Consider the following 25,412-nt stretch of genomic DNA (forward strand, 5'->3'; position numbering starts at 1 on the left):
TGGGCAAAAGAAGCTTTCCTTTGATATAAATCAAATTCCGTTTTTTGAATTTCGGATGCGGCTCAAGGTCTCTTGCGTAATACCCAAGTAGGAAGCAATATCACCTAGTGGGGCACGCAATTCAATTTGTGGATATTTTTCAAGCAAGCTAACATACCTTTCTTTAGAAGACTTGAATTGTAGGGATACAATACGTTGTTGTAGCTGCAGCATTGTTTTCGTTGTACTCATTCGCGCCAATCTTTCAAAGTCATGATACTTATCGCAAAGCATTTCAATATCTTTAAGCTGCAATACCATAAAAGTTGAATCCTCTAGTACTTCAATATAATGTTGACTGGGCACAGCAAGAAAAAAACTGACTATTGAAGAGATAAAATCGTTCTCGAAGGCAAACCAATCTGTAATTGTCTTACCATCTTTTAGATAATAAGCTCTTGCGCCGCCTTTAGCTACATAATATAGTTCATATGAATACTCACCTTCTTTAACCAAAATATCACCTTTATCAACTTCACGTATTTGCCCCACCTTTTTGATATCATTTCTCGCTTCGGAAGAAAGTGTGCCAAATTGTGCAGCAATAGAGGATATTATTTCATCCATCATACTCTATAAAGTTTGATTTCGAATAAGCATACATCTGTATCTTGATAATGGCTCGGGAGTTCATCTGCGTTTTTAAGGCGTACAATTCCCAAAAAATCAAATCCGCAATGTGTATAATGTTTGATTAATTTTTGATTGTTACCACAAGTATCTAAACGGATGAATTTTTTTTGGTGGGATTTCGCAAAGCCCCGTGCCCACTTCACAATCTCATTAACAAATTGTCGCCCACGAAAATCAGGATTGGTTGCAATTCTATGGATGTAGATGGATGGGTCTTTATCTCGCTCTTCCCAAATTTGAGTATCTGAAAAAGTTACTGCCCAAACACAGGCAATTTGATCATCAATGATCATTTTAAATTGTCTTTCCTCTTGAATCTCCCTTTCCACAAGTTCTCGTTCAAAGGTGGGCCAAGTGTTTTCTGGGAAAGTTAATTTTTGAAAGTCAGTTGCTAAACCATATAATCGGAAGATTTCAGGAATGTCTCGCGCAATACTCTTTTGAATTTTCAAGCTATTTTTTTAAGTGGTAAAATTTGTTCGTTACGCAACTATTCATGCAAATCAGGTTTCTTCCAGAAATTGATACCCACTACCAAAAATAAAAGTGCAGAAGCTAAACTTAAAAAGATCTTTCGAGGTTCACTCCATTCATTTAGGTAAGCAACTCCCGCATAAATAAGACTTGCAATACCAAGCACCATTAAAAATAATCCTCCAATTTTCTTAGAGCTCATGGTTATTAGCTTTAAGTCGAGTAAGTAAAAAGAAAAATTATTCAGAAGAACTTCCAATACGCTTAATCAATCCCATGCCAGAAAAGAAGAAAACTGCTCCTAATACACCATAAACGGCGAGAACTTTAAATTCGCCAGTGCCATTCACGTATAAAATAGCGGTGTAAATCAATCCGCCGATTCCTAAAAAGGTAAGTACTAACCCGAGTATTTTTTTGATATCCATAGTTCTAAAATAAACATTTTTTTGGTTTCTGAAATATACGCTTTACAAGTCTTACTATAAATAGTCTAATCATTAATACCTTTCAGTTTTGGCTTCTGATTTAAGTGATTTGTGATTTTTTCATAAGCTAAGGCAAACTCCAACACTTTTTTATCATCGCCAAATTTTCCCATTACCTGCATGCCCATAGGTCTGCCCTGTGCATCAAAGCCTACTGGTACGTTTACCACAGGAATACCTCCTAAACTACCTAAAATAACTACTTCCATCCATCGGTGATAGGTATCCATGGGGCGACCATTTATTTCTTTTGGCCAATGAATGTCCTTCGAATACGGGAATACTTGAGCTGTAGGTAGTGTAAGAAAATCATATTCCTCAAAGAGTCGATCTAATTCTATATTCCAATTCGCACGAATTCGATTTCCGTTTTCTACATCTTTTTCACTTAGACTAAGACTTTGTTCAATCTCCCAAATTAATTCTGGTTTTAGCAAATTACGTGTCGCTTGATCTTCATAATACTCCATCATATTTGATCTTGTAGCATGACGTAAGGTTGTCCAACTTTGCCATAAATCGGACATCTCGAACTTGGCTTGAACAGATTCGACTCCCGCCCCTGCTTCTTCAACAGCCTTTAAACCTAACTCGCATAATTCTAGAATACCTGACTCCGTAGCTAAATAGTTATCCAGATTACCCATCCAACCCAATTTGATACTTTTTAGATCTAAAGGATTTAAATCATCAAAAACAGGATCTAAAGCTAGCGTTTGTAGCAATCGAATAGTATCACGAGTATCACGACCCATAGGTCCTGAAGTCCAAAGCAATCGATCTTTAGCATCTCCATCGGACATTACAACGGTTGTACTTGGCCTAAAGCCTATCACATTGTTGAATGCACCTGGATTTCTTAGTGAACCCATCATATCTCCTCCTTCAGCGGTAGGAAGCATGTGTGTTCCTAATCCGCAAGCAGCTCCCCCACTACTTCCACCGGAGGTTAATTTAGGGTTGTAAGCACTACCCGTTGCCCCGAATACGGGATTATAGCATTGTGAGCCCAGTCCAAATTCTGGAGTATTGGTCTTACCAATAAAAATGGCACCTTGATTTCTAATTCTTGTCACTATCGGGCTATCTTCTTCTGCAATTCTATTTGCAAACATAGGAGAACCGCTCGTGTACCGCATTCCTTTAACTGGCGCTAAATCTTTTATAGCATGAGGCATGCCGTGCATCCACCCCCAATATTCATTCTTAGATAACGCTTGGTCGGCAAGCAGAGCTTGTTTCAGTAATTCATCATCATCAACCATACTCACAATCGCATTATAAACAGGGTTGTAACGGTGTATTCGTTTCAAATAGGCTTGCATTACTTCCACACAACTCACTTGTTTTTTGCGAATGGCAACCGAAAGGTCAGAAGCACTAAGACTTGTTAAATCTGAGGGAAGGTTACCTAGAAATATTCCATGGGAATACCCAAAAGGCATAGATAACAATGCAGCGCTTGCAGCACTGCCTCTTAAAAATTTTCGTCGATTCATAGTAGTTGGTTATTTAAGTTGCTTTCAATCAAAAATGACAGATTGCTATGAAGGTTCAACTGCAGCTTTGGAGGCTCTCCATTCAGCACCTACGATAATTGCAATAACTAAAAGCTCCAACAGAAAGTAACTTAGCCCTAAGATAGTAAGACTTTGGTAATGAAAAACCACCAATGTTATGGTAATACAGCAATATATAAGATTAGCAATTGCAATACCCTTCAAATAAGACCTCCAATTAGTCTTTAGAAAAAAGTAGCAGTAATAATCATAAGCCGCAAAAAGGATGGGTAGCAATGCTAAAAATAGAAGAATATCGCTTTGCATGCCAAAAGTGGATTCATATCTTCTAAGTATCACGCCTAAAAAAAAGGCAGATATCAAAGCGCCTGTAGCGTCTATTAAAAATAGCTTTTTGGGGCTCACCATGGAATCAAATTTTCAGTTTCAACTTGACTGTCCAACTAAACCTAACAAATTTAATTAGGATAAACTCGCCAAACTCTTCTCTAAAGTCTCAATCTTTGCCTCAGCATCCGCTTGCTTTTTGCGCTCTATCGAAATTACCTGCTCAGGTGCATTATTTACAAAACGTTCATTAGACAGCTTCTTTTGAACCGAAATTAAAAAACCTTTAGTGTATTTCAATTCTTCTTGAATTTTGGCGATTTCAGCTTCTACATCAATCGCACCGCTCATAGGAATGAAATATTCGTTTGATTTTACACGAAACGATAATGCACCTTCTACGGCTATATCAACATAAGAGATTTCAGAAACATTGGTGAGTTTGCGAATAACAGCATCCCACTCTTTTGAAACCTTCTCTTCATTCATCACAGAAACTTCTAGAGCCTCTTTCATCGGAATATTCTTCTCCTTACGGATGGTGCGAATGCCTGAAATTACCTCATCTGCAAATGCAAAGCCAGTAATTAATTCGCTGTTGATTGTACCGCTTTTAGGCCATTCCGCAATAATCAGCGCTTCCTCAGGTGTACGTTTTGCAATATGCTGCCAAACTTCTTCAGTTAAGAAAGGCATGAACGGATGAAGTAGTTTTAAATTCTGTTCGAAAATATGTATCACCTGATCAAAGGTGGTTTTGTCAATTGGCTGTTGATAGGCAGGTTTGATAATTTCCAACAAAGATGAACTGTAATCATCCCAAACCAATTTATAAATCGCCATTAAGGCATCTGAAATTCGGTATTTGCTAAAATGATCTTCGATTTCAACTAAAGTCTGGTTGAATTTGGACTGATACCAAACGATTCCTAATTTGGACGCTTCAGGTTGAGGTAGATCAGCTACATCCCATCCTTTTACCAAACGGAAACCATTCCATATTTTATTTGCAAAATTCTTGCCTTGCTGACATAAATCTTCATCAAACATCAAATCATTACCTGCTGCAGAACATAAAAGCATTCCCACGCGAACACCATCAGCACCATATTGCTCAATTAACTTTAAGGCATCCGGAGAATTTCCTAAAGACTTTGACATTTTTCGCCGTTGCTTATCGCGGACTAATCCTGTGAAATAGACATTTTCAAAAGGTCTTTCGTCTCGAAATTCATATCCGGAGATAATCATACGTGCCACCCAGAAGAAAATGATATCAGGACCTGTTACCAAATCGTTAGTTGGGTAGTAATAGTTTATCTCTTCATTATCCGGCTCCATTATACCATTAAAAACACTCATAGGCCATAACCATGAGGAAAACCAGGTATCTAAAGCATCTTCATCTTGTTTTAAATCGTTAGTCGTTAGTTGGTAGTTATTAGATTTTTTCTGTGCTAATTTCAAAGCATCTTCAATGCTTTCCGATACAACAAAATCATTTTCACCATCTCCAAAATAGTAAGCGGGAATTTGTTGTCCCCACCACAGTTGTCGTGAAATGTTCCAATCTCGAATGTTTTCCATCCAATGGCGATAGGTATTTTCGAATTTTTTCGGGAAAAATTTAATGTCATCACTGCCTAAAACACCTTTAATGGCAGGCTTTACCAAATCTTCCATCTTCAAAAACCACTGATCAGACAAACGAGGTTCGATCACAGCTTTGGTACGTTCAGAAGTACCAACCTTGTTCATGTGCTGTTCGGTATTTACCAAAAAGCCTTTTTCTTCCAATTCTTTGGAAATCTCTTTTCGAACCACAAAACGATCTTTTCCTTCGTAATGCATTCCAAAGGAATTCATAGTGGCATCCGCATTGAAAATATCGATAGTTTCTAACTTATGCTTTTCACCTAAGGCTTTATCATTGATATCATGAGCGGGGGTTACTTTCAAACAACCTGTTCCGAATTCAATATCAACATAATCGTCTTCTATAATAGGAATTACCCGATTACAAATAGGCACAATCGCCTTTTTGCCTTTTAAATGATGAAAACGCTCATCATTTGGGTTAATACAAATAGCAGTATCACCTAAAATTGTTTCAGGGCGTGTAGTGGCAATGGTCACTTTTTCGTCAGAATCATCTACTTGGTACTCTAAATAGTATAAAAGTCCCTGTTTTTCCTCATAAATCACTTCTTCATCAGAAAGCGTAGTTTGCGCCTCAGGATCCCAGTTTACCATGCGATACCCTCTGTAAATCAGTCCTTTGTTGTATAAATCAACGAAAACCTTAATTACACTGGCGTAACGCTTATCATCCATGGTAAAAGCGGTACGCTCCCAATCACAAGAACAACCCAATTTCTTTAACTGATCAAGGATAACACCCCCATATTCATCTGTCCAATCCCATGCATGTTTTAAGAACTCTTCACGAGTTAAATCAGATTTGTTAATTCCCTCTTCCTTTAACTTAGCAACAACCTTTGCCTCGGTAGCGATGGAAGCATGGTCCATACCAGGTACCCAACACGCATTTTTGCCCATCATACGGGCTCTACGCGTTAAAAGATCTTGAATAGTATTATTCAGCATATGCCCCATATGAAGTACTCCTGTCACATTCGGAGGAGGAATAACAATGGTATATGGTTCTCGCTCGTCAGGTGTCGAATGAAAGTAATCATGCTGCATCCAGTAATCATACCAGCGATTCTCAGCATTTTTGGGGTCATATTTTGAAGGTATTTCCATTTTTTTGGAACGGTTTTTGTCTAATACTGGTCGGCAAAGAAAATATGCCGAAAGAGGCGTTTGTTAAATAACTGTATTTGTTGATTTTTTTATTAAAAATCAAATACGAAACAAAAATAGCTAACGTTAGTATATAACAAAAGAATTTTGGAGGTTCATTAAAAACATTTACTTTTGAAATTCACCCAAAACAAAAAAAGATGAAAAAAATAGTACTCGTATTATTTATCGGCCTACTAGGATTTACAATGACTGCACAAGATGCGGCCGCAAAAATTGAATTTAAAACTGAAACCGTAGATTACGGTGAAATAGCTAAAGGCGCAGATGGTGTTCGTGTTTTCGAATTCACGAATACAGGAGATGCTCCCTTGATAATTAGTAAAGTGAGTTCTAGCTGTGGATGTACAATTCCTAAGAAGCCGGAAGCTCCAATCTTACCAGGAAAAACGGGTGAGATTCAGGTAAAATATGACACCAACAGAGTTGGTCCGATCAGAAAAGCCATTACGGTTATTTCGAATGCAGATACGCCAACAAAGGTTTTGAAGATTAAAGGAGAAATAAAAGCTATTGACGGTAAGTAAAACCGATTTTAATTAAAATATAAAAACCTCAACAGCAATGTTGGGGTTTTTTTGTGGGTTAAAAAACTTTACCCTATCCCTAAAACGTATGAAAAAGTCCTCTCTTAGCTTGGTTCTGAAGGAGGCCTAGAAAGGAAAATCAGAAAATCAAGGCTTTTTGAATACATCTTTCAAAACAAAAGTGATGACCTTATCATCATTCTGCCGCTCAATAAGCACCTTAATACGTTTTCCTTTTCGTTCATTAAGCATTTGCAAAATTTGTTGCAATTTATAAGTGTGTACACTTTTACCATTTACCGCAAGAATAACATCACCTTCAAGCAAACCCGCATCCGCAGCTGGACTACCAGCTCGTATACCAGAAACTATAATCTCGGGAACCAAACTCAACCGCGTTTGATTTTCCATCAAAATTTGGACATTGCCAAAAGTTTCTGAGTCCTTATTTCTAACGATACCATTTGCCCCAGCAATACTTTCTGAAATATAGCGCACACCATTATGCTGAAGGTCTATGCCACTTAAATTATAGTGAAAAGGTTCTTTGAAATTGCCGTTTTTACGGAGTGTGATTTTATTATTTGCATAATCAAATACAAAATTAAATCGCTTTAAAACTTCTCCTCCTAGACTGCCATTTCTATTGCCTAAGCTTTTAATAGCTCCAAAAGATGCTCTATCAGGAAAAGCTGTTTTTGCATCCTTAATAACAAAATCACCGATTTTAATACTATTTATCTTTGTCCGTTTTCCATAGATATTACCCGCTAAACCTCGTCCCAAAAAATCATCATAATTTTTGGTTGGCACTCCAATAGTCTCATTTTCAAACAGCCAAATAGCATCACTACTGCCTGTATCCAATAACATTCGAACAGGAATTTCTTCAGAATCATTAAGAACAATCGCGCCCTTTACATAGGCCTTCTTATTCCGTATTGCCAAAGAAAGCGTCTGGCTTTTCTTGTGTTGTTTGTCATGGTACAACTCCGGATTATGAAATTTTATATGCTTGGAGTTATAATTGATTTCAACTACAAAATCACGAAAGAGATCATAACCAATAATGCCATGAATAGGTATACCAAGTGAAGGTGATAAATTTAAGGCCTGGTCCAATACTACATATAATTCTTGATTTTGGTTTTGAGCCGCCCCAATTTTAAATGAGTTGCTTCTTGAACTCAAAGCTTGAATGGGTTCTCCCTCACCTAGTCCGCGAATAGTAATCTCCGAAACTTTGTTGATCTGAATTGAATCTTGCTCAGTCAAATTAAAAAGTAAAGGAGTGCTAACTCCCGAATCAAGAATAAATGAAAGCGCGGTTCCATTTACCTCAATAGGAATAACCATTACATTATTGACTAGTTGAAACTTGACTTTTTCATACTTCTGATCTTTTGGTAAATCAAAATTTTGTGCAAATGCAATACATGAAATGCAACATAAAAAAAGGGCGATATGTAAGTCTCTTTTTAGCAAAAAGGTATTATTAAGGTAATTTGTCGCTTATTAAGTTACAATTATTTTAAAAGAGTGTCTATATTTTAACGTTCTCATTTACCGATGAAATACTTCTTAGACTATTGTCTACTTCGTTTGTATTGCCGATTTTTGTTGAAAATAGTTCGTCAATGCCTACAGTATCTCAAAAAGGGCTCAATATGCCTGAATCACCTATTCGCAAGCTTGTTCCCTTTGCAGAAGCTGCAAAAAAAAGAGGAGCAAAAATCCTTCATTTGAATATTGGTCAACCTGATATTAAAACCCCTCAAATCGCCCTCGATGCTGTCCGAAATAACACGATTGATGTTCTTGCCTATAGTCGAACAGAGGGTTCAGAAACCTATCGTGAGAAATTGGCCGGGTACTATGCTAAAAATGATATTCATGTTTCTTCGGACGATATAATTGTAACTACAGGAGGTTCAGAAGCCTTGTCTTTTGTTATGGGAAGCATTGCTGACGCCGATAACGAAATTATCATTCCGGAACCTTTTTATGCCAATTATAATGGATTTGCAACCGGAGCGGGTGTCAAAGTTGTTCCTGTAGTTTCAAGAATTGAAGATAATTTTGCATTGCCCCCTATCGAGGAATTTGAAAAATTAATCAGTCCAAAGACCAAAGCGATATTGATTTGTAACCCAGGTAATCCGACAGGATATCTTTATAGCAAAGAAGAATTGCAAAAGTTAGCTGCTATCGTAAAAAAGCACAATCTGTTTTTAGTAGCGGATGAAGTCTACCGGGAGTTCACCTATGATGGTGTGGAGCATTATTCGATTATGCAAGAACCTGGATTAGAAGAGCATGCAATTATAGTTGATTCTGTGTCGAAGCGATATAGTATGTGTGGAGCTCGAATTGGGTGTTTGGTTACTAAAAACAGAGAAGTTATCAAAACTGCCATGAAATTTGCGCAAGCACGTTTATCGCCTCCAACCTACGCTCAAATAGCCGCTGAAGCCGCTTTAGAAACCACGCAGGCCTATTTTGATGAGGTTAAAGCGGAGTACGTAGAAAGACGAAATTTGCTAATTGATGAACTCGGAAAAATCGAAGGTGTAAAAGTAGCAAGACCAAAAGGTGCTTTCTATTGTATAGCAGAATTGCCCATTGACGATGCCGAGGATTTCGCTCAATGGCTATTGGAAGATTTTAGGTTAAACAATGAAACTGTTATGGTAGCGCCTGCAGCAGGGTTTTACGCCACAAAAGGACTGGGAGAAAACCAAATACGAATCGCCTATGTACTTGAAAAAGAAAGCTTAAAGCACGCCGTAAACATACTAAAGGAAGCCCTTAAGAGTTATATAGGTTAATGACCGTTCAACAAAACATCTCCCTTAAAAAGTACAATACCTTTGGTATTTCCGCAAAAGCAAAATTCTTCTGCGAAATTAATACCGTAGAAGATCTTTCTCAGGCATTACGGCTTGAAGAGCATCCTAAAAAATTTATCATTAGCGGTGGTAGTAATATGTTAATTACCCAAGATATTGACGCATTGGTAATGCATATCAATACAAAAGGGAAAGAAATCATCTCCGAAACTGAAGATAATGTGACCATTAAGGTTATGGCTGGTGAAAATTGGCATCAAATGGTACTTTGGACGCTTGAAAACGGCTATGGAGGATTGGAGAACATGTCTCTTATTCCAGGAAATACAGGTACAGCACCTATTCAAAATATTGGTGCTTATGGCGTTGAGTTGAAAGATACTTTTGAAAGTTGTGAAGCGATGGAAATTGCAACACAACAAATACGGAGTTTTAGCAAACAAGAATGCCAATTCGGATATCGGGATTCTTATTTCAAGAACAGGGGGAAAGGAAAGTACATTATTACCTCAGTTACTTTCAAATTATCTAAAAAAAATCATGCTTTGAATACTTCGTATGGAGCAATAGAAACAGAGCTTGAAAAGAAAAATATTACAAATCCCACCATAAGGGATGTGTCCGATGCGGTAATTACCATCCGTCAAAGTAAACTTCCAGACCCTACAGAATTGGGTAATAGTGGTAGTTTTTTTAAGAATCCGGTAGTTACGAAGTCCGAGTTTGACAATTTTACAAAAGAAAATCCTGAAGCTCCTTTTTATAAAGTTTCTGAGGATGCTTATAAAATTCCCGCAGGTTGGCTTATCGAGCAATGCGGTTATAAAGGAAAACGTTTTGGTGATGCTGGAGTGCACAAAAATCAAGCTTTGGTACTCGTAAACTATGACAATGCCAGCGGAAGTGAAATTCTTGATTTAGCTCATCGGATAATAAAATCTGTTGCAGAAAGGTTTCATATTCAGATAACACCAGAAGTTAATATCATAAAATAACCCCCATTACAAGTAACGAGGGTTATACCAAACCAAACTAACCAAAAACTAAATGTATAGTTACCAGCTACACATTTATTTAAATAAAATCTTAGAAACACTAACTTAACAATGTATTTTTTAAATTAGCGTTTACCTATATACGGTAAAGAAGATTAAATTGGATGCCCCAAGTGCAATTTTTTTTTCGAACCTAACTTACTCTATGAGCACACTACTAGAAAAAACTATCGTCGAACTACTGCAAGAACGCAACGAAAAAGCAATATCACTACTGTATGAAAATTATGGCAACACATTATACGGTGTTGCGCATAAAGTGGTACGGAACGATGAATTGGCCCAAGATGTTTTACAAGAGAGTTTTGTAAAAATTTGGAAAAAATCTGACACCTACGACCCAACAAAAGCGAAATTATTTACATGGTTATTTCGAATTACTCGAAACACTGCTATCGATAAGCTTAGAAGTGTAAATACAAAAACGGATAAGGAAATCCAAATGGATGTTTCCGACGTATATAATTTAGGTGTCGAAAGCATTAAGCCTGACTTAATTGACGTAAAAGAGAATCTTGGAAAGATTGAGGAAAAGTATCAAATCGTTCTTGAGGCCTTATTTTTTCAAGGCATGACGCAACAAGAGGCCAGCGATGAGTTGGATATTCCACTTGGAACGATCAAGTCCAGATTAAAAATTGGACTTCGTGAATTGAGAAAGATTTATGACCCAACCGCGATGCTTGCACTAATTATTAGTGTTTTTATGTAGTGCTTCACCTGAAAAGGCAGCAAAAAAACAAAACAAATGAAAGAAAAAATACGCATATTTTTAGACACAGATCTTCTAGAAAAGTATCTATTAGGCAATACCACAAATGAAGAATCATTTCAGGTAGAACGTTATATTGCAATGTACCCTGAGGTTGCAAAAGAATTTGATGAGCTTCAAGACAATCTTGAGTCTTTTGCCAAGATGCACGCTATAAAAACTCCTGAAGGGTTAAAAGAAAAGATTATTGCTAGAATTAGAGGTGAAAGAGCTGGCAGAAAAAGGTTCTTCCAGTATGCCGTTGCAGCCAGTTTTGCCGCATTTTTATGTGCTACTGCCGCCTATTTCTTTTACAATCAGAATCAAAATCTTCAACAAGAGAATGAAATGGTTACTAACCAGATAGAACTCTTGAAAGAAGATATGAAAGCTGGTTTAGAAGATATGAGGAATCAGTTTATTGTATTACAGAATAAGAATACCAAAAAATACAATGTTAATGGCAATAAGAAAGCTAAAGAATTGAAAGCGGTTGCTTATGTTAACCCTGTCAAAAAACTCTCTTACATCAACGTTAGCAAATTACCAAATCTACCTGAAAATCAAGTTTTTCAGATGTGGGCTGAAGTAAATGGTGAAATGGTAAACTTAGGTGTTATTAAAGAAGCACAAAGTCAAGACAACCTTATGGAGCTTCCATATGGTGAAGAGGCTGTAGGTTATATTACTATTGAACCCCTTGGTGGTAACGAAACGCCAACTGTAGAAAATATTGTAGCTAATATCGTTTACTAAGTAATCGATTCACATACAAGTTATAAAGCCCCGTTTTTGGGGCTTTATTTTTATACTTTTGTAGCAGAAGTATTTGTAATTTGAAATTAAATTTTACTTCTATATTAAAATTGAATCGCAATAGATGAAACTTGTATTATTAACGATTGGATTATTAGCTCTCGCTGTCGCAGGAATTGCCATAAAAATTTGGTCTAAGAAGGACGGAAAATTTGCAGGCACTTGTGCCAGTCAGAGTCCCTTTTTAAATCAAGATGGAGAAGCCTGTGGTATGTGCGGAAAACTGCCCAGTGAACAAGATTGTAGAAAAGATACAACTCCTGAACTGCAGTAGCATTGAGCTTACCATATAATAGCAGTATTACTTTTGGATAAAATTGAGAACACTATTCAAGAAACCATTGCAAAAGCAAAAGCTGGAAGCCAAATCGCTTTTAGTAGTTTGCTCGATACTTTCTGGAATGATGTATACGGATTTCAATTAAAACGCACCGAGAACGAAAATGACGCTGAAGACATTACTGTGCAAACCTTCTCAAAAGCCTTTGACAAACTTAGTACCTATAATGACGAGTACGTATTTAAGACATGGCTCATCGCAATTTCCAAAAATATTCATATCGACCTCGTTCGTAAAAGAAAACGCAATGTTTTAGATTCTTGGGGTGGTAATGAGGCAGTCAAAAAAGTACTTGACGATGCCCCAACCGCTGAGGATCGGCTTATAAGCGAACAAAATCTCGCTACACTACTCCAGCATATCAAACAATTAAAACCGCACTATCAAGAGGTTATTAATCTTCGGTTTTTTAACGAACTAAGCTATGCGGCCATAGCAACAGAACTCAATGAACCAGTGAACAACATAAAAGTAAAGTTGCTACGGGCGAAAAAATTACTTGCCGAAGTGATTAAGAAAAAGGGTTAATCTGAAAGGTTTTCTTAATAATCAATCCCCCATTTAGTTCGTATATTTGTCTAAAATTTTACTATGAGTACTGATACTTTAAAAAGTGTTCTCCCTCCTAAAGGAAAACCGAAATGGCTACGTGTTAAGCTTCCTACTGGAAAAAAATACACCCAGCTAAGAGGGTTAGTAGAAAAATACGACCTACATACCATTTGCACCTCTGGTAGTTGCCCAAATATGGGTGAATGCTGGGGCGAAGGCACCGCCACTTTCATGATTTTAGGTAATGTATGTACACGTTCATGTGGCTTTTGCGGGGTGAAAACTGGCAGACCTGAAGATGTGGACTGGGAAGAGCCTGAGAAAGTCGCTCGCTCTATCAAAATAATGGGAATAAAGCATGCTGTTGTAACCTCTGTTGATCGCGATGATCTAAAAGATATGGGTTCTATCATTTGGGCAGAAACGGTGAAAGCCATCCGCAGAATGAATCCTGAAACAACACTTGAGACCTTGATTCCGGATTTTCAAGGTATTGAAAGACATATTGACCGTATAATCGAGGTGCAGCCAGAAGTAGTTTCCCATAACATGGAAACTGTTAAAAGATTAACCCGAGAAGTTCGTATTCAAGCTAAGTACGAACGCAGCTTAGAAGTTTTGAGATATCTGGGTGAAGGTGTCAACCGAACAAAATCAGGTATTATGTTAGGCTTGGGTGAATTAGAAGAGGAAGTAATTGAAACCATGGAAGATCTGCGAAAAGCTAATGTAGATGTTGTTACTATTGGTCAATACCTGCAACCATCAAAAAAACACTTACCTGTTAAAGAGTTTATTCTACCAGAGCAATTCAAAAAATATGAGGAATTGGGTTTAAAAATGGGCTTCCGTCATGTTGAAAGTGGTGCTTTGGTGCGTTCTTCGTATAAAGCACATAAACACATTCAATAAAGTTACTGCTGTTTATAACTTTCCTTCGTAAATGGGATATTCTTCATGAAAAAAACAACAATTGGCATCAATGGCTTCGGAAGAATAGGTCGTACCTTATTTCGCTTACTCAGCAAGCATGAGGATTTACAAGTGGTTGTGATAAACGATTTGGCAGATGCTAGAACACTTTCACATCTTTTAAAGTATGACAGTATTCATGGGGTTTTCCCTGGGGATGTTAGTCATATTAATAATACTATTTTGGTTAACGAAAGATCTATTAGCCTTCTAAATGAGACATCCCCAGAAAATATTAATTGGAAAGATCACAACGTCGATATAGTTGTTGAATGCTCGGGAAAGTTTAAGAATAGAGAAACGCTAGCGCATCATATCAAAAACGGTGCAAAAAAAGTTATTTTATCTGTTCCACCTATTGATGATGATATTAAAATGATTGTTTTCGGAATAAATGACAGTAGTATCACTTCAGCAGATGATATCATATCTAATGCATCTTGTACCACAAATAATGCGGCACCAATGATTAAGGTCATTAATGACCTATGCGGCATTGAACAGGCTTACATTACCACAATTCACTCTTATACATCCGATCAGAGCCTGCACGACCAACCACATAGAGATTTAAGACGAGCCAGGGCCGCCTCGCAGTCCATAGTACCTACAACTACTGGAGCTGCAAAAGCACTAACAAAAATCTTTCCCGATCTTAGTGATGTAATTGGTGGATGTGGCATTAGAGTGCCGGTTCCTAATGGATCGCTTACCGATATCACTTTCAATGTTAAAAAACCTACAAGTATTCAAGAAATTAATGATACTTTTGAAAGAATTTCGAAAAACGAATTAAAAAACATCCTTTTTTACACCCAAGACCCTATTGTATCCGTAGATATAAACAATAGTTGCTACTCTTGTACGTTTGATTCTCAGATGACTTCAGTCATCGGTAAAATGGTCAAAATTATAGGATGGTATGATAATGAAACTGGCTATAGCAGTAGAATAATTGATTTGATCAATTTATTAGTTTCTAAAAAATACGTTTGAGATTTTTAGCACGACATATTAAACTTCACATATTTCTAGCGCTACTTTTTCTAATAGTTGGTGCTAACTTTCTGCATGGTCAAAGCAATAGTGCTATTGATAGCATAAACACATACTTCGATCAAGCCCGTGTTCTAAAAAATCAAAATAAGCTTGATCTTGCCTTAGGCACCCTTAAAAAGGCTGAAGTATTGGCAGAAAGAAAGGGTGATTTAAAACTTTTAATCGATAGTTATCAAAAGCAGGCTATCATCTTTCTTCAGCTTGAAAAACAAGATGGCGCAGAAATATTTTGGGATCGCTCTAAAGGCCTTTTAAAGGATGTTGAATATCCTTATGGAGATGCTATATTCAAGTATATCGAAGCAATAATGCTATATCGTCGTGAAAATAATTTTCAAGCATTATTGATGTTAGATGAAGCGAAACAACTCAACAATGATCGTAATTTTTTCAACAATATTCTCTTACTTGAAGGAAATATTTATGTGGATCTCGAGAAGTATGATGTTGCCTCAAAAAATTTCAATTCACTTCTTATAAATACTGATATTTATGAGCAAGACTATTTAGCTACAAGAGCTAATCTAGGCTTGTCTCTAATGAATTATAAAATTGAGAAATTTGAAGAGAGTGCTATCTATGGTGAAGGAGCACTGAAATTAGCAAAAGAGAATAACTTTGATAAGGAAGTAAAGGATGCTAACGAACAGTTAAAATTGACTTATCAAAAGATGGAGCGCTTTGACTTGTCGAATAACAATTACAGCAACTTGCTAGCGCTCCGAGATTCTATTTTCAATGCTGAAAAAGTTAAAACTGAAGCAAAGACAGCGAACAAGATTCAATTTGATTTCATGAGTGATCAAATTGCAAAACAAGATAAAGAAATTGAAGATCTAACTGATGCCACCAATAGGTCTGAAATTATCGTAATTCTAGTTTCTGCCTTTCTAATAATAATATCTCTTTTAGCCGTATCACTTTACCGAAACAATCAAATAAAATTAAAGACAAACGATCTTTTGCAAACAAAGAATAGTGAGCTTCAAGGTGCAAGAGATGCAGCTGTAAGTGCTATGGAGGCTAAAACCAATTTCTTGTCGACAGTTAGTCATGAACTTCGAACACCATTGTATGCGGTAACAGGTCTAACACATTTACTGTTGGAAGAAAATCCTAGTGAAAATCAAAAAGAGCATTTGAAAGCGCTTAAATTTTCTGGTGATTACCTCTTAAACTTTATTAATGACATTCTTCAAATCAATAAAATTGATGCCGATAAACTTGAACCATTAAATATTGATTTCAACTTGAAGAGAACTATTCAAGAAGTTATTGATTCTTTACAACAAAGTGCAAAAGCCAACCGCACGAAAATCATTTTAGATTATGATGACGAGATACCGGGTCATTTGATGAGCGACCCAATTAAACTCTCTCAAATCTTTATGAATCTAGTCGGAAATGCTTTAAAGTTCACCAAAGACGGTGAGGTAAAAGTTATTGCTAAACTGATGAAAAAGGAGGAAGAAGATGTAACTCTCTACTTTGAAGTAGCTGATACAGGCATTGGTATTTCTAAAGAAAAACAGGAAAATATTTTTGAAGGTTTTGAACAAGGTTCTATTCAAATAAATCGTGAATACGGCGGTACTGGTTTGGGCCTTACAATTGTTAAAAGTCTTTTAGGTCTTTTCGATAGCAAAATTCAACTTGAGAGTGAATTGGGTAAAGGAAGTTCTTTCTTTTTTGAACTTCATTTAAAAAGTAAGGATAGCTTGGTTGATGATATTCCATTTGAAATCACCCAACAAGATTTTGAATTCAAAGGCTTACACCTCCTAATTGTTGAGGACAACAAAATTAATCAGGTCATTACTAAGAAAATGTTATCTAAAAAAGAGATGACGAGCGATATAGCTAATAACGGTCTTGAAGCAGTAGAACTTGCTGAAACGAATAATTATGATGCCATTTTAATGGATATTCATATGCCAGGTATTAGTGGAGAAGAAGCAACGGTACGAATACGGAAGTTCGATATAAGCACACCGATTATTGCCCTCACCGCAATCTCTCTTGATGATAGTTTAGAAAGTTTTTATGCAGCGGGTTGTAATGATGTTGTTACTAAACCATTTAAGCCTGAAGTTTTCTACCAAAAAATAGGTGAAAACATTTTTAGCAAAAGAGTTAAGAATACTGGTTCATAAATTCCTCTAAATTGGCTTTTAGTTCTTCCAGTCCGTTTCCAAAAAAGACGTGTTTTATTTCAATATAATTAGAAGGAACCTCATTTTTCAATCTTACGAAGTCCTTCTCTGTTGTCAAAATATTAGGTTTTGACTTTATCATTTCAATTTCTTGTGCATTAAAATTATGATGGTCTTTGAAAGACAGGTGTTCAAATGAAATTCCGTTTTCTTCTAGAAAGTATATCAAAGGACTAGGGTTGGCAATACCCGTAACCAAAGTAATTTTCTCTCCCTTCAAATCATCAGTATGCTTTAACTTTCCATTTCCTTGAAGATTTCTGTCATAATCCAAATAACTAAAAAATGTCTTTTGATGGGGTTTGGGCCCAAGCTTGTGTTTGATTTTGACATGTTCAGTTTCAGAACTTTCAGGGGGACTTTTTGTGATCACCAAGATATCGGCTCGTTTTGCTTCCCTCCTGCTGTCTCGAAGGTTTCCCGTAGGCAAATACCAATCTGAACTGTATAAGCTATCGAAAGCTGTCAGTAAAATTGAGAAGCCCGGCTTTACCTTTCGATGTTGAAAAGCATCATCCAAAAGAATAATATCGGGATTTAAATCCTTCTCTAAAATAGCTATTCCATTTTGGCGGTTCGTATCTACCGCGACTTCAACGTTTTTAAACTTTTTATGAATCTGATAGGGTTCATCTCCTAAATCATTGACCGTACTATCGGTATTTGCTAGAACAAATCCTTTTGATTTTCTACGATAACCTCTGCTCAATACAGCGACTTTGTACTTTTCCTGCAGCAAGGAAATAAGTAGTTCTACCATTGGTGTTTTTCCGGTTCCACCAACATTCAAGTTACCAATACAGATAATAGGAGTTTTATATGATTTTGATCGAAATACTCCCCAATCATAACATCTGTTTCGCAGATACACCACCAAACCATAAACTAAGGAAACAGGGAAAAGTACTTTTCTAAGAAGCCACATCAAAGCGAAAATATAATATTTTATCTTTACCATCTTAAAATTCACAAGAATGCTAGTAAACGAAGTTACTGATATACTGGAAGAATTGGCGCCTTTGGCCTATGCAGAGGATTTTGATAATGTGGGACTCCTGGTTGGTGATACCAAGGCCGAAGTTTCGGGAATTCTGGTGACTTTAGATACCCTGGAAAATGTTGTGGATGAGGCTATTGAGAACAATTGTAATCTTATCGTCAGCTTCCATCCTATTATTTTTAGTGGACTCAAAAAGATAACTGGAAAGACATATGTGGAAAGAGTTGTTATAAAAGCAATTCGAAATAACATTGCCATCTACAGCATGCATACGGCCCTCGACAATAGTAAAGATGGAGTCAATGCAAAAATTTGTGAAGTTCTGGGGATTGAAAGTCCGGAAATATTGATTCCACAAAAACGGACTATTAAAAAATTAACAACATACGTTCCCCACGCAGATGCTGAAACTTTGAAAACTGCACTTTTCGAAGCAGGAGCAGGAAACATAGGCAATTATAGTCATTGTAGCTTTGTCAATGAAGGCACTGGAAGTTTTCAAGCGGAATCAGATGCAAAGCCCGTTAAGGGAAATATTGGTGACATTCATTTAGAAAAAGAGACTCAAATTCATGTAACCTATCAAAAATCACAAGAAGGAAAAGTTTTGAATGCCTTGTTTAAAAACCATCCATATGATGAGGTAGCTTTCGAGGTTTATTCCCTAGAAAACACCAATCAACATATTGGCATGGGAATGATTGGAACCCTAAAAAATCCTATGGAAGAATTGGCATTTTTAAACCATATAAAGAAAACCATGAATGCTTCCGGTATTCGACACTCTACTTTACTGGCAAAACCGGTTCAAAAAATAGCTGTTTTAGGCGGTAGTGGTGCTTTTGCCATTTCGGCCGCAAAGGCCGCTGGTGCAGATATTTTTATAAGCGCTGACATAAAGTATCATCAGTTTTACGAAGCGGAAGACAAAATGGTGATCGCAGATATCGGACACTATGAAACTGAGCAGTTTACAAAAAACCTTTTAGTTGATTATCTTACGAAAAAAATTCCTAATTTTGCAATCCGTTTAGCGGAAAGTAAAACCAATCCAATCAAGTATTTATAGATATGGCAAAAAAAGCAGAAGCAACTGTAGAAGATAAGTTAAGAGCGTTATATGATTTGCAATTAATCGACTCTAGGGTTGATGAAATTCGCAATGTTCGCGGTGAGCTTCCTCTTGAGGTTGAAGACCTTGAGGATGATGTATTGGGTCTTAAGACTAGAATGGATAAGTTAAAGACAGACGTTGAGACTATCAATTTTGAAATTACAGCTAAAAAGAATTTAATCGATGAGTCAAAAGCTTTGATTAAAAAATACACAGAGCAACAAAAGAACGTTCGCAATAGTCGTGAGTTTAATTCAATTACCAAAGAATTGGAATTTCAAGAACTGGAGATTCAACTAGCGGAAAAAAACATTAAGGAATTCAAAGCTCAAATAGAGCAAAAGAAAATAGTAATCGCTGAGACCAAAGAACGCTTAGGAGAAAGAGAAACACATTTGAAGCACAAGAAAAGTGAATTAAATGCGATTTTAGCTGAAACCGAAAAGGAAGAGAAAGCACTTTTAGGTAAATCTGAAAAGTTTCAGAAAGACATTGAAGAGCGTCTAGTTAAGGCTTATATTAGAATTCGCAAGAACGTAAAGAATGGTTTGGCCGTTGTACCCATCGAAAGAGGGGCTTCTGGTGGTTCTTTCTTTACCATTCCTCCTCAGGTTCAGGTAGAGATTGCTTCTAGAAAGAAAATTATTACTGACGAGCATAGTGGTAGAATATTAGTTGACCCTGTTTTAGCTGAAGAAGAGCAAGCTAAAATGCAAAAGATGTTCGCTAAATTGTAGAACAATTCAAATTGAAAAAGTTCAAAGCCATTCGTCTTCAAGCGAATGGCTTTTTTTATTTAACTTTATGGTTTCAATCAAAAGTCTCATGAGATCTATAGGAATTTTTCTGGCTTTAGCATTTTTTTTCTCCTCATCAAAAGTCCTTTCTCAAAACTTAGAGAGCTATCAATGGAAAAATCGTGTTATCCTTTTAAAAGATACCAACTTAGATTCTGATTGGTTGCAAGCGCAGCTCAAACGGCTAAAATCAAGTGCTCAAGAACTTCTGGAGAGAGAAGTCGTATTGTTCTTAGTGAATAATAAGGGAGTATATGACGGAATGCTAACAAAAACGGAACTGCAAGCCGATTCGATTATAACGAAATACGGACTCTCAAACTTTGAAGGTTTAGTCCTCATCGGAAAAGATGGCACTACTAAATTAAAAGAGGAGTTCATCGTACATACTTCAGAGATTATTGAATTGATAGATAGTATGCCCATGCGCAAGACTGAAATGAGCGACACAAAGAAAATAGATTAGAGCAGGCTTAATATTTTATCTTCTACCTCAGCACTATCCCATTTTGACTCAATTTCAGGTATTTCCATTACTTTTTGCATGATAGCTTCCTGCTCATCTCCTAATGCGAGTGCTTCTGAATAGGGCTTATCGGAAAAGGTAACTCGCGAATAGGCGGGAATCCATTTTTCAGGATGCTTAGCTGCGAAATGTTTTTCAATCTTCTTTTGCAATAGAAATTTAGGGTCCGCAGTTTTGCTGCTCATCTCTATAAAATTACGATAACTCAGTTCTGCGATTGCATCTGCATTAGGTTTTCGTTCTTTTTGGTATTCTTGAAAGATAGCCTCCCAATCATCTCCATGCTTTGCGATAATTAGATTCAAAACAAAAATATCTTCAAAGCCAGCATTCATTCCTTGCCCGTAGAAAGGTACCACGGCGTGCGCTGAATCACCAACGAGAGCAACTTTGTCCCAGTATGTCCAAGGATAACATTTCATGGTTACCATCGCGCTCGTTGGGTTTTTGAAAAAATCTTCCAACAAATCATCCATGACCTGCATTACATTCGGAAAATGAATTAGAAAGAAAGATTTCGCCTGTTCTTTGGTTTTTAGATTTTCAAAGGAAACTTCTCCTTCAAAAGGCATAAAAAGTGTGCAAGTAAAGCTACCATCTAAATTGGGCATGGCGATCAACATGAATTTGCCTCGAGGCCAAATATGGAAGGAGTTTTTATCAAGTTTATGAGTGCCATCGGAATTTGCGGGAATGGTTAACTCCTTATAGCCAACGTCAATAAAGTCTTGTGAATAATCGAAACGACTGCGCCTTTGCATCTTATGACGTACTCGTGAAAATGCGCCATCGCAGCCAAAAATTAAATCAAATTGATATTCTTCCCAATGTCCTTTTTCAGTTTCACCTGTATAGAGTTTTGCTTCAGGTAAATTTACATCCCAAACTTTTTCTTCGAACTTGAACGCCACTCCCGCGTTTTCGGCTAAGTCAATCATTTTCCGATTTAAAACCCCTCTAGAAATAGACCAAATGGCTTCACCTTCTTTGCCATATTTCTGAAAGTATTCGGGCTGTCCGACAACATGCATCGCCCTTTTGTTCAAAGGAATAGCAATTTTCTTGATTTCTTCTTCAAGGTCAACTTCTCGAAGTGTTTTCCAACCCCTATTACTCATAGCGAGGTTGATGGACCGCCCTGAAAATTCAATATTTCGAATATCTGGTCGACGGTCGAAAACAGTTATCGAGTGGCCCAGTCTTTTGAGATATATTGCTAATAAAGAACCCACTAGTCCGGATCCTATGATAGCAATGTTTTTAGAAGTTTGCGACATATATCTATTCGAAGTTTATAGAATAGAATTTAAAGTTAATAAAAATAGACTTCTCATGTAAGCAAGTTCCTGTAAATAGATCTAACATCACAGAAAAGCATTTGTGGTTATGATTTAATACTATTTTAACGCAAAACGGTCATCCAAGACTACGTTTTTCTCGTAAATAGATAAACATTCCGCGAGAGCGTCTATATATATTTAAGAAGGTCCTTCACATTATGCTGTGAAGGACCTTCTTTTTTTTATTAATTATTTCGTTTACAACCTATTAGCTAGTGTTAATAGCTATCCTATTTATGGTGTTTTTTGAACGTTTTACCGAATTGTTAAACAATTTCCTTCCTTCCTACATCCATCAATTCTTACAGATTACCGAATTATCTGTCAGTCAGCGAAAATATTAGGCTTTTAAGCTATTTAGCAAACAATATAGAGTGCTTTAAACCGTTCTTTGAACTAGTAAATTTAACCTATTTAACATTTTATCCGAATAAAAGAGCATTGTAATGGCGAATCAAAGTAATTTCTAATCTCCCAATACGAATTTATTTTCTTCATTCTTTGCAAGTAAGGTTACCAACTGTATGCCTATGCGCAAAACTATACATACATTAAAATACCTTAAACACTTTCTCCTATTTGGAGTAATGTTACTATCGTTTAATGCGATCGGACAAGTTCAACAAACTTTTGCTCCTCGTTATTCAGAAAAGGTAAATGGAGATGTGACCATGATCGCTAATAATGTGCTTTCAGAACATCCCACAAACAATTATAATGGTGGGAGCGATAACAATAGTATTTTTTCCGTTTTTGTAGATATTGACTCTGACGACACAACGTTTAACTCTAGCAGTGCAAACCTGGTTAATCCTTCTCCTTCGAGTCCATGTTTAACCTTTACCCGTGCTTATCTTTATTGGGCAGCAGCAAATAAGGAAAATGGACCCGACAATAACGGCAATATGACGGGAAATGGTTTGCCAGAAGTAAATTGGGCTTACGATCAAGTCAAACTAATGCTACCAGGATCAGGTTCATATACTACAGTAACAGCTGATGAAGTTATTTATAATGGCCGTGCAGCGCATTTTGTAAATGATCCATACGTTTGTGTTAAAGATATTACAACCGAAGTTCAAGCATTAGCTAACCCTTATGGGAAATTTCAAGTAGCAAATGTAAAAGCCACAGTCGGAAACCTCTGGGAACACTTAGATGTTGGTGATAGAAATACAGGAACCTCGGGAGGTTGGCAAATTGTTTTTGTTTATGAAAGCCCACAACTCAAAAGTAGAAATATCACTCTTTTTGACGGTTACGCCAATGTAACTCAAACTAACAATTCCTTTGATATATTATTTGATGGTTTTCAAACTGTACCAAACGGCCCAGTAAATGCAAATATTCTTATCGGATCTACAGAAGGTGATAGAGGTATTGATGGCGATCAACTGCAAATTTTTGACACTAATGGAGTTTGGACTTCTCTCGACACTAATGAACGTGCAGATGACAATTTCTTTAATAGTAAAATAACGATTGACGAAAATCCGTTTTTAAATCGAAATCCGGCAAGTACAAATACCTTGGGTTTTGATGCTTCCTTATTTGAACTAAGTAACAATGGCAGAAGACTAATTGATAACAACCAAACATCAGCGACTTTTAGATTAACCTCTGATCAAGAAACATATGGTTTATACTTGTTAGGGTTAAGTGTAGAAGTTTTTGAACCTAGCTTAGGAGCATTAAGTTTTACTACCAATGTTATTGGTTCGCAATTCGACCCGGGAGATAATGCTCCTGTGGAAATTCGGGTAAAAAACGTTGGTAATGACAATATTCAAAATCTCGAGATCGCGCTCACACTTCCTCCTCAGGTAGAGTTTTTGAATACAGAACCGCTACCTCCTGGTGTAACTTACAATTTTGATACGATCACAAGAGAACTTCGTTTCTTTGTTGAAGATGGGTATACTGATATAAATGACCCAGAATATGAATTGGATTTCAATCTATTCATTAATAATACTTGCGTTACTTGTAGTGCTGACATAGGCTTACAGGCCTTTGCAACTTTTACTGGAGAAACTAATCCGAACACGGTTGGAACGCTAAGTTCTGGTACTGTTGATGCCTGTGGAATCGGCAATCATGACCCTACTTACTTACATGTGACCCCGGTCTTATCAATAAGTGACGGATCTGCTACTGAGGGTGAAAATATCAATTTTGCAATTTCATCGTCTCATTTACTTGCGGAAGATGCAGTTTTGAATCTGTCTTATACAGACATAACCACATCGGTCAACGATTATGCTCTTGCGAATACATTTACCGTTGTTACAGGAACAGGAAATACTTCATTTAACATTCCGGCGTTGGACGATACTTTTATTGAAAATACTGAAACCTTTGAAATTCTAGCGACATCAACTGATAATATTACACTTTTAGATAATACTGCAACAGGTTCAATTTTAGATAATGATTTAATGCCTAACTCAGGTATTTCTTTTGATGATGATGACATTACCGTAAATGAAGCTGCAGGCACTGCTACCGTGAACGTAGTTCTTACCGGTAACATCCAAGGTGGATTTACACTAGACTTCGCTTCTGGCGATAATACTGCTGTGGCTCCTGGAGATTATCTAAGTAACTCTAATACATTGTCATTTAATGGTACAGATGGAGAATCTATTCCGGTTACCATCTCTATAAACGATGATAGTGTGATTGAGGCTACGGAATCATTATTTGTTAATCTTTCGAATCTATCTACTACTTTAATTTCGATTAACGATAACCAGGCTACAATCAATATAACAGATAATGACAATGCAGCACCGGGTGATGGGGTATCCTTTGACAATGCAACGGTTGTTATTAATGAAGGAAATCCTGGAGATAATGTACAACTAGCATTTGCTGTAAACTATACAGGAACTATTCCTCCTGGTGAAACGGTGTCGGTTGACTACAATACCATTGTGGGTTCTGCCGATGCGATTGACTTTACACTTGCTAACGGTACAGTTAGCTTTACAGATGGTGCGCAGTCACAAACCATTCTTGTTGATGTAATCGAAGATCTAAGCATTGAAGCAGATGAGAACTTTACATTGGAACTTTCTAACATATCTACCGTAAACGGATTCGTAACTGGATTTGTTGATGCGAATACGACCAACACAGCTACTGGTACTATTATCAATGATGATAATGCAGCACCTGGTGATGGAGTATCT

The 25,412-nt window shown here is 36.8% G+C and carries 24 protein-coding genes; 14 read left to right on the top strand and 10 right to left on the bottom strand.

Annotated elements, in window-relative coordinates; genetic code table 11:
- Nucleotides 1-30: 30 nt before the first annotated feature.
- The 7 genes from ACKWCD_RS14915 to ACKWCD_RS14945 form a co-directional block, all read right to left on the bottom strand.
- Complete coding sequence (locus ACKWCD_RS14915; protein WP_413984752.1) at nucleotides 31-609, bottom strand: Crp/Fnr family transcriptional regulator; 579 nt, start codon at nucleotides 607-609, stop codon at nucleotides 31-33.
- Nucleotides 606-1,124: a GNAT family N-acetyltransferase gene (locus tag ACKWCD_RS14920; protein WP_413984753.1), complete on the bottom strand. Its 519-nt coding sequence runs from the start codon at nucleotides 1,122-1,124 to the stop codon at nucleotides 606-608. The genes ACKWCD_RS14915 and ACKWCD_RS14920 overlap by 4 nt, the downstream gene beginning before the upstream one ends.
- A 38-nt stretch (nucleotides 1,125-1,162) precedes the next feature.
- Nucleotides 1,163-1,348 (bottom strand): hypothetical protein, encoded by a 186-nt coding sequence (locus ACKWCD_RS14925; RefSeq protein ID WP_413984754.1) that lies wholly within the window; start codon nucleotides 1,346-1,348, stop codon nucleotides 1,163-1,165.
- A gap of 37 nt (nucleotides 1,349-1,385) precedes the next feature.
- Nucleotides 1,386-1,574, bottom strand: a complete 189-nt coding sequence (locus ACKWCD_RS14930) for a hypothetical protein (RefSeq protein WP_413984755.1) — start codon at nucleotides 1,572-1,574, stop codon at nucleotides 1,386-1,388.
- A 65-nt stretch (nucleotides 1,575-1,639) separates the two neighbouring features.
- Complete coding sequence (locus tag ACKWCD_RS14935) at nucleotides 1,640-3,133, bottom strand: amidase (RefSeq protein WP_413984756.1); 1,494 nt, start codon at nucleotides 3,131-3,133, stop codon at nucleotides 1,640-1,642.
- Nucleotides 3,134-3,178: 45 nt separating this feature from the next.
- Complete coding sequence (locus tag ACKWCD_RS14940; protein ID WP_413984757.1) at nucleotides 3,179-3,562, bottom strand: hypothetical protein; 384 nt, start codon at nucleotides 3,560-3,562, stop codon at nucleotides 3,179-3,181.
- 54 nt (nucleotides 3,563-3,616) lie between these two features.
- Entirely contained in the window at nucleotides 3,617-6,247 is a 2,631-nt protein-coding gene (locus tag ACKWCD_RS14945; RefSeq protein ID WP_413984758.1) for a valine--tRNA ligase, read from the bottom strand.
- 200 nt (nucleotides 6,248-6,447) lie between these two features.
- Here ACKWCD_RS14945 and ACKWCD_RS14950 point away from each other — a divergent pair, with 200 nt between their 5' ends.
- Nucleotides 6,448-6,834, top strand: coding sequence for a DUF1573 domain-containing protein (locus ACKWCD_RS14950; protein ID WP_413984759.1), 387 nt, complete (start codon nucleotides 6,448-6,450; stop codon nucleotides 6,832-6,834).
- A 147-nt stretch (nucleotides 6,835-6,981) separates the two neighbouring features.
- Here ACKWCD_RS14950 and ACKWCD_RS14955 read toward each other — a convergent pair whose 3' ends face one another.
- Nucleotides 6,982-8,319 (bottom strand): aspartyl protease family protein, encoded by a 1,338-nt coding sequence (locus ACKWCD_RS14955; protein ID WP_413984760.1) that lies wholly within the window; start codon nucleotides 8,317-8,319, stop codon nucleotides 6,982-6,984.
- Nucleotides 8,320-8,471: 152 nt separating this feature from the next.
- On the opposite strand from ACKWCD_RS14955, the gene ACKWCD_RS14960 reads away from it, so the two are divergent.
- From ACKWCD_RS14960 to ACKWCD_RS15000, 9 genes are all read left to right on the top strand, one after another.
- Nucleotides 8,472-9,662, top strand: a complete 1,191-nt coding sequence (locus ACKWCD_RS14960) for a pyridoxal phosphate-dependent aminotransferase (RefSeq protein ID WP_413984761.1) — start codon at nucleotides 8,472-8,474, stop codon at nucleotides 9,660-9,662.
- Nucleotides 9,662-10,678 carry a UDP-N-acetylmuramate dehydrogenase gene (gene murB / locus ACKWCD_RS14965; protein ID WP_413984762.1) on the top strand — a complete coding sequence of 339 codons (1,017 nt, stop codon included), beginning with the start codon at nucleotides 9,662-9,664 and terminating at the stop codon, nucleotides 10,676-10,678. Before ACKWCD_RS14960 ends, murB begins: the two co-directional genes overlap by 1 nt.
- 205 nt (nucleotides 10,679-10,883) lie before the next feature.
- Complete coding sequence (locus ACKWCD_RS14970) at nucleotides 10,884-11,450, top strand: RNA polymerase sigma factor (protein ID WP_413984763.1); 567 nt, start codon at nucleotides 10,884-10,886, stop codon at nucleotides 11,448-11,450.
- A gap of 36 nt (nucleotides 11,451-11,486) precedes the next feature.
- Nucleotides 11,487-12,245, top strand: coding sequence for an anti-sigma factor (locus ACKWCD_RS14975; protein WP_413984764.1), 759 nt, complete (start codon nucleotides 11,487-11,489; stop codon nucleotides 12,243-12,245).
- A 124-nt stretch (nucleotides 12,246-12,369) separates the two neighbouring features.
- Nucleotides 12,370-12,579, top strand: coding sequence for a membrane or secreted protein (locus ACKWCD_RS14980; RefSeq protein WP_413984765.1), 210 nt, complete (start codon nucleotides 12,370-12,372; stop codon nucleotides 12,577-12,579).
- 33 nt (nucleotides 12,580-12,612) lie between these two features.
- Nucleotides 12,613-13,173 (top strand): RNA polymerase sigma factor, encoded by a 561-nt coding sequence (locus ACKWCD_RS14985; RefSeq protein ID WP_413984766.1) that lies wholly within the window; start codon nucleotides 12,613-12,615, stop codon nucleotides 13,171-13,173.
- A gap of 63 nt (nucleotides 13,174-13,236) precedes the next feature.
- Nucleotides 13,237-14,109 (top strand): lipoyl synthase, encoded by an 873-nt coding sequence (gene lipA, locus ACKWCD_RS14990; RefSeq protein WP_413984767.1) that lies wholly within the window; start codon nucleotides 13,237-13,239, stop codon nucleotides 14,107-14,109.
- A 45-nt stretch (nucleotides 14,110-14,154) separates the two neighbouring features.
- Nucleotides 14,155-15,165 (top strand): type I glyceraldehyde-3-phosphate dehydrogenase, encoded by a 1,011-nt coding sequence (gap, locus tag ACKWCD_RS14995; protein ID WP_413984768.1) that lies wholly within the window; start codon nucleotides 14,155-14,157, stop codon nucleotides 15,163-15,165.
- Nucleotides 15,162-17,381, top strand: coding sequence for an ATP-binding protein (locus ACKWCD_RS15000; RefSeq protein ID WP_413984769.1), 2,220 nt, complete (start codon nucleotides 15,162-15,164; stop codon nucleotides 17,379-17,381). The genes gap and ACKWCD_RS15000 overlap by 4 nt, the downstream gene beginning before the upstream one ends.
- Here the strand turns inward: ACKWCD_RS15000 and lpxK are convergent.
- Complete coding sequence (lpxK, locus tag ACKWCD_RS15005; protein WP_413984770.1) at nucleotides 17,362-18,399, bottom strand: tetraacyldisaccharide 4'-kinase; 1,038 nt, start codon at nucleotides 18,397-18,399, stop codon at nucleotides 17,362-17,364. The two genes, ACKWCD_RS15000 and lpxK, sit on opposite strands and share 20 nt — an antisense overlap.
- A gap of 16 nt (nucleotides 18,400-18,415) precedes the next feature.
- On the opposite strand from lpxK, the gene ACKWCD_RS15010 reads away from it, so the two are divergent.
- From ACKWCD_RS15010 to ACKWCD_RS15020, 3 genes are all read left to right on the top strand, one after another.
- The gene (locus ACKWCD_RS15010) at nucleotides 18,416-19,510 is read left to right on the top strand and encodes a Nif3-like dinuclear metal center hexameric protein (RefSeq protein WP_413984771.1); all 1,095 of its coding nucleotides are present in this window, start codon (nucleotides 18,416-18,418) and stop codon (nucleotides 19,508-19,510) included.
- 2 nt (nucleotides 19,511-19,512) lie between these two features.
- Entirely contained in the window at nucleotides 19,513-20,292 is a 780-nt protein-coding gene (locus ACKWCD_RS15015) for a zinc ribbon domain-containing protein (RefSeq protein WP_413984772.1), read from the top strand.
- An 88-nt stretch (nucleotides 20,293-20,380) separates the two neighbouring features.
- A complete protein-coding gene (locus ACKWCD_RS15020; RefSeq protein WP_413984773.1) occupies nucleotides 20,381-20,818 on the top strand; it encodes a DUF4174 domain-containing protein in 438 nt (145 codons plus the stop codon).
- On the opposite strand, the gene ACKWCD_RS15025 is transcribed toward ACKWCD_RS15020, so the two are convergent.
- On the bottom strand, nucleotides 20,815-22,155 hold the full coding sequence (locus tag ACKWCD_RS15025) for an FAD-dependent oxidoreductase (RefSeq protein ID WP_413984774.1): 1,341 nt from the start codon (nucleotides 22,153-22,155) through the stop codon (nucleotides 20,815-20,817). The two genes, ACKWCD_RS15020 and ACKWCD_RS15025, sit on opposite strands and share 4 nt — an antisense overlap.
- Nucleotides 22,156-22,748: 593 nt before the next feature.
- Between ACKWCD_RS15025 and ACKWCD_RS15030 the strand changes: the two genes are divergently transcribed.
- On the top strand, nucleotides 22,749-25,412 hold a 2,664-nt coding region (locus tag ACKWCD_RS15030), incomplete at its 3' end, for a Calx-beta domain-containing protein (protein ID WP_413984775.1).

Origin of the sequence: Maribacter taeanensis, from assembly GCF_047345145.1 — a bacterium.
Classification (GTDB): Bacteria; Bacteroidota; Bacteroidia; order Flavobacteriales; family Flavobacteriaceae; genus Maribacter_C.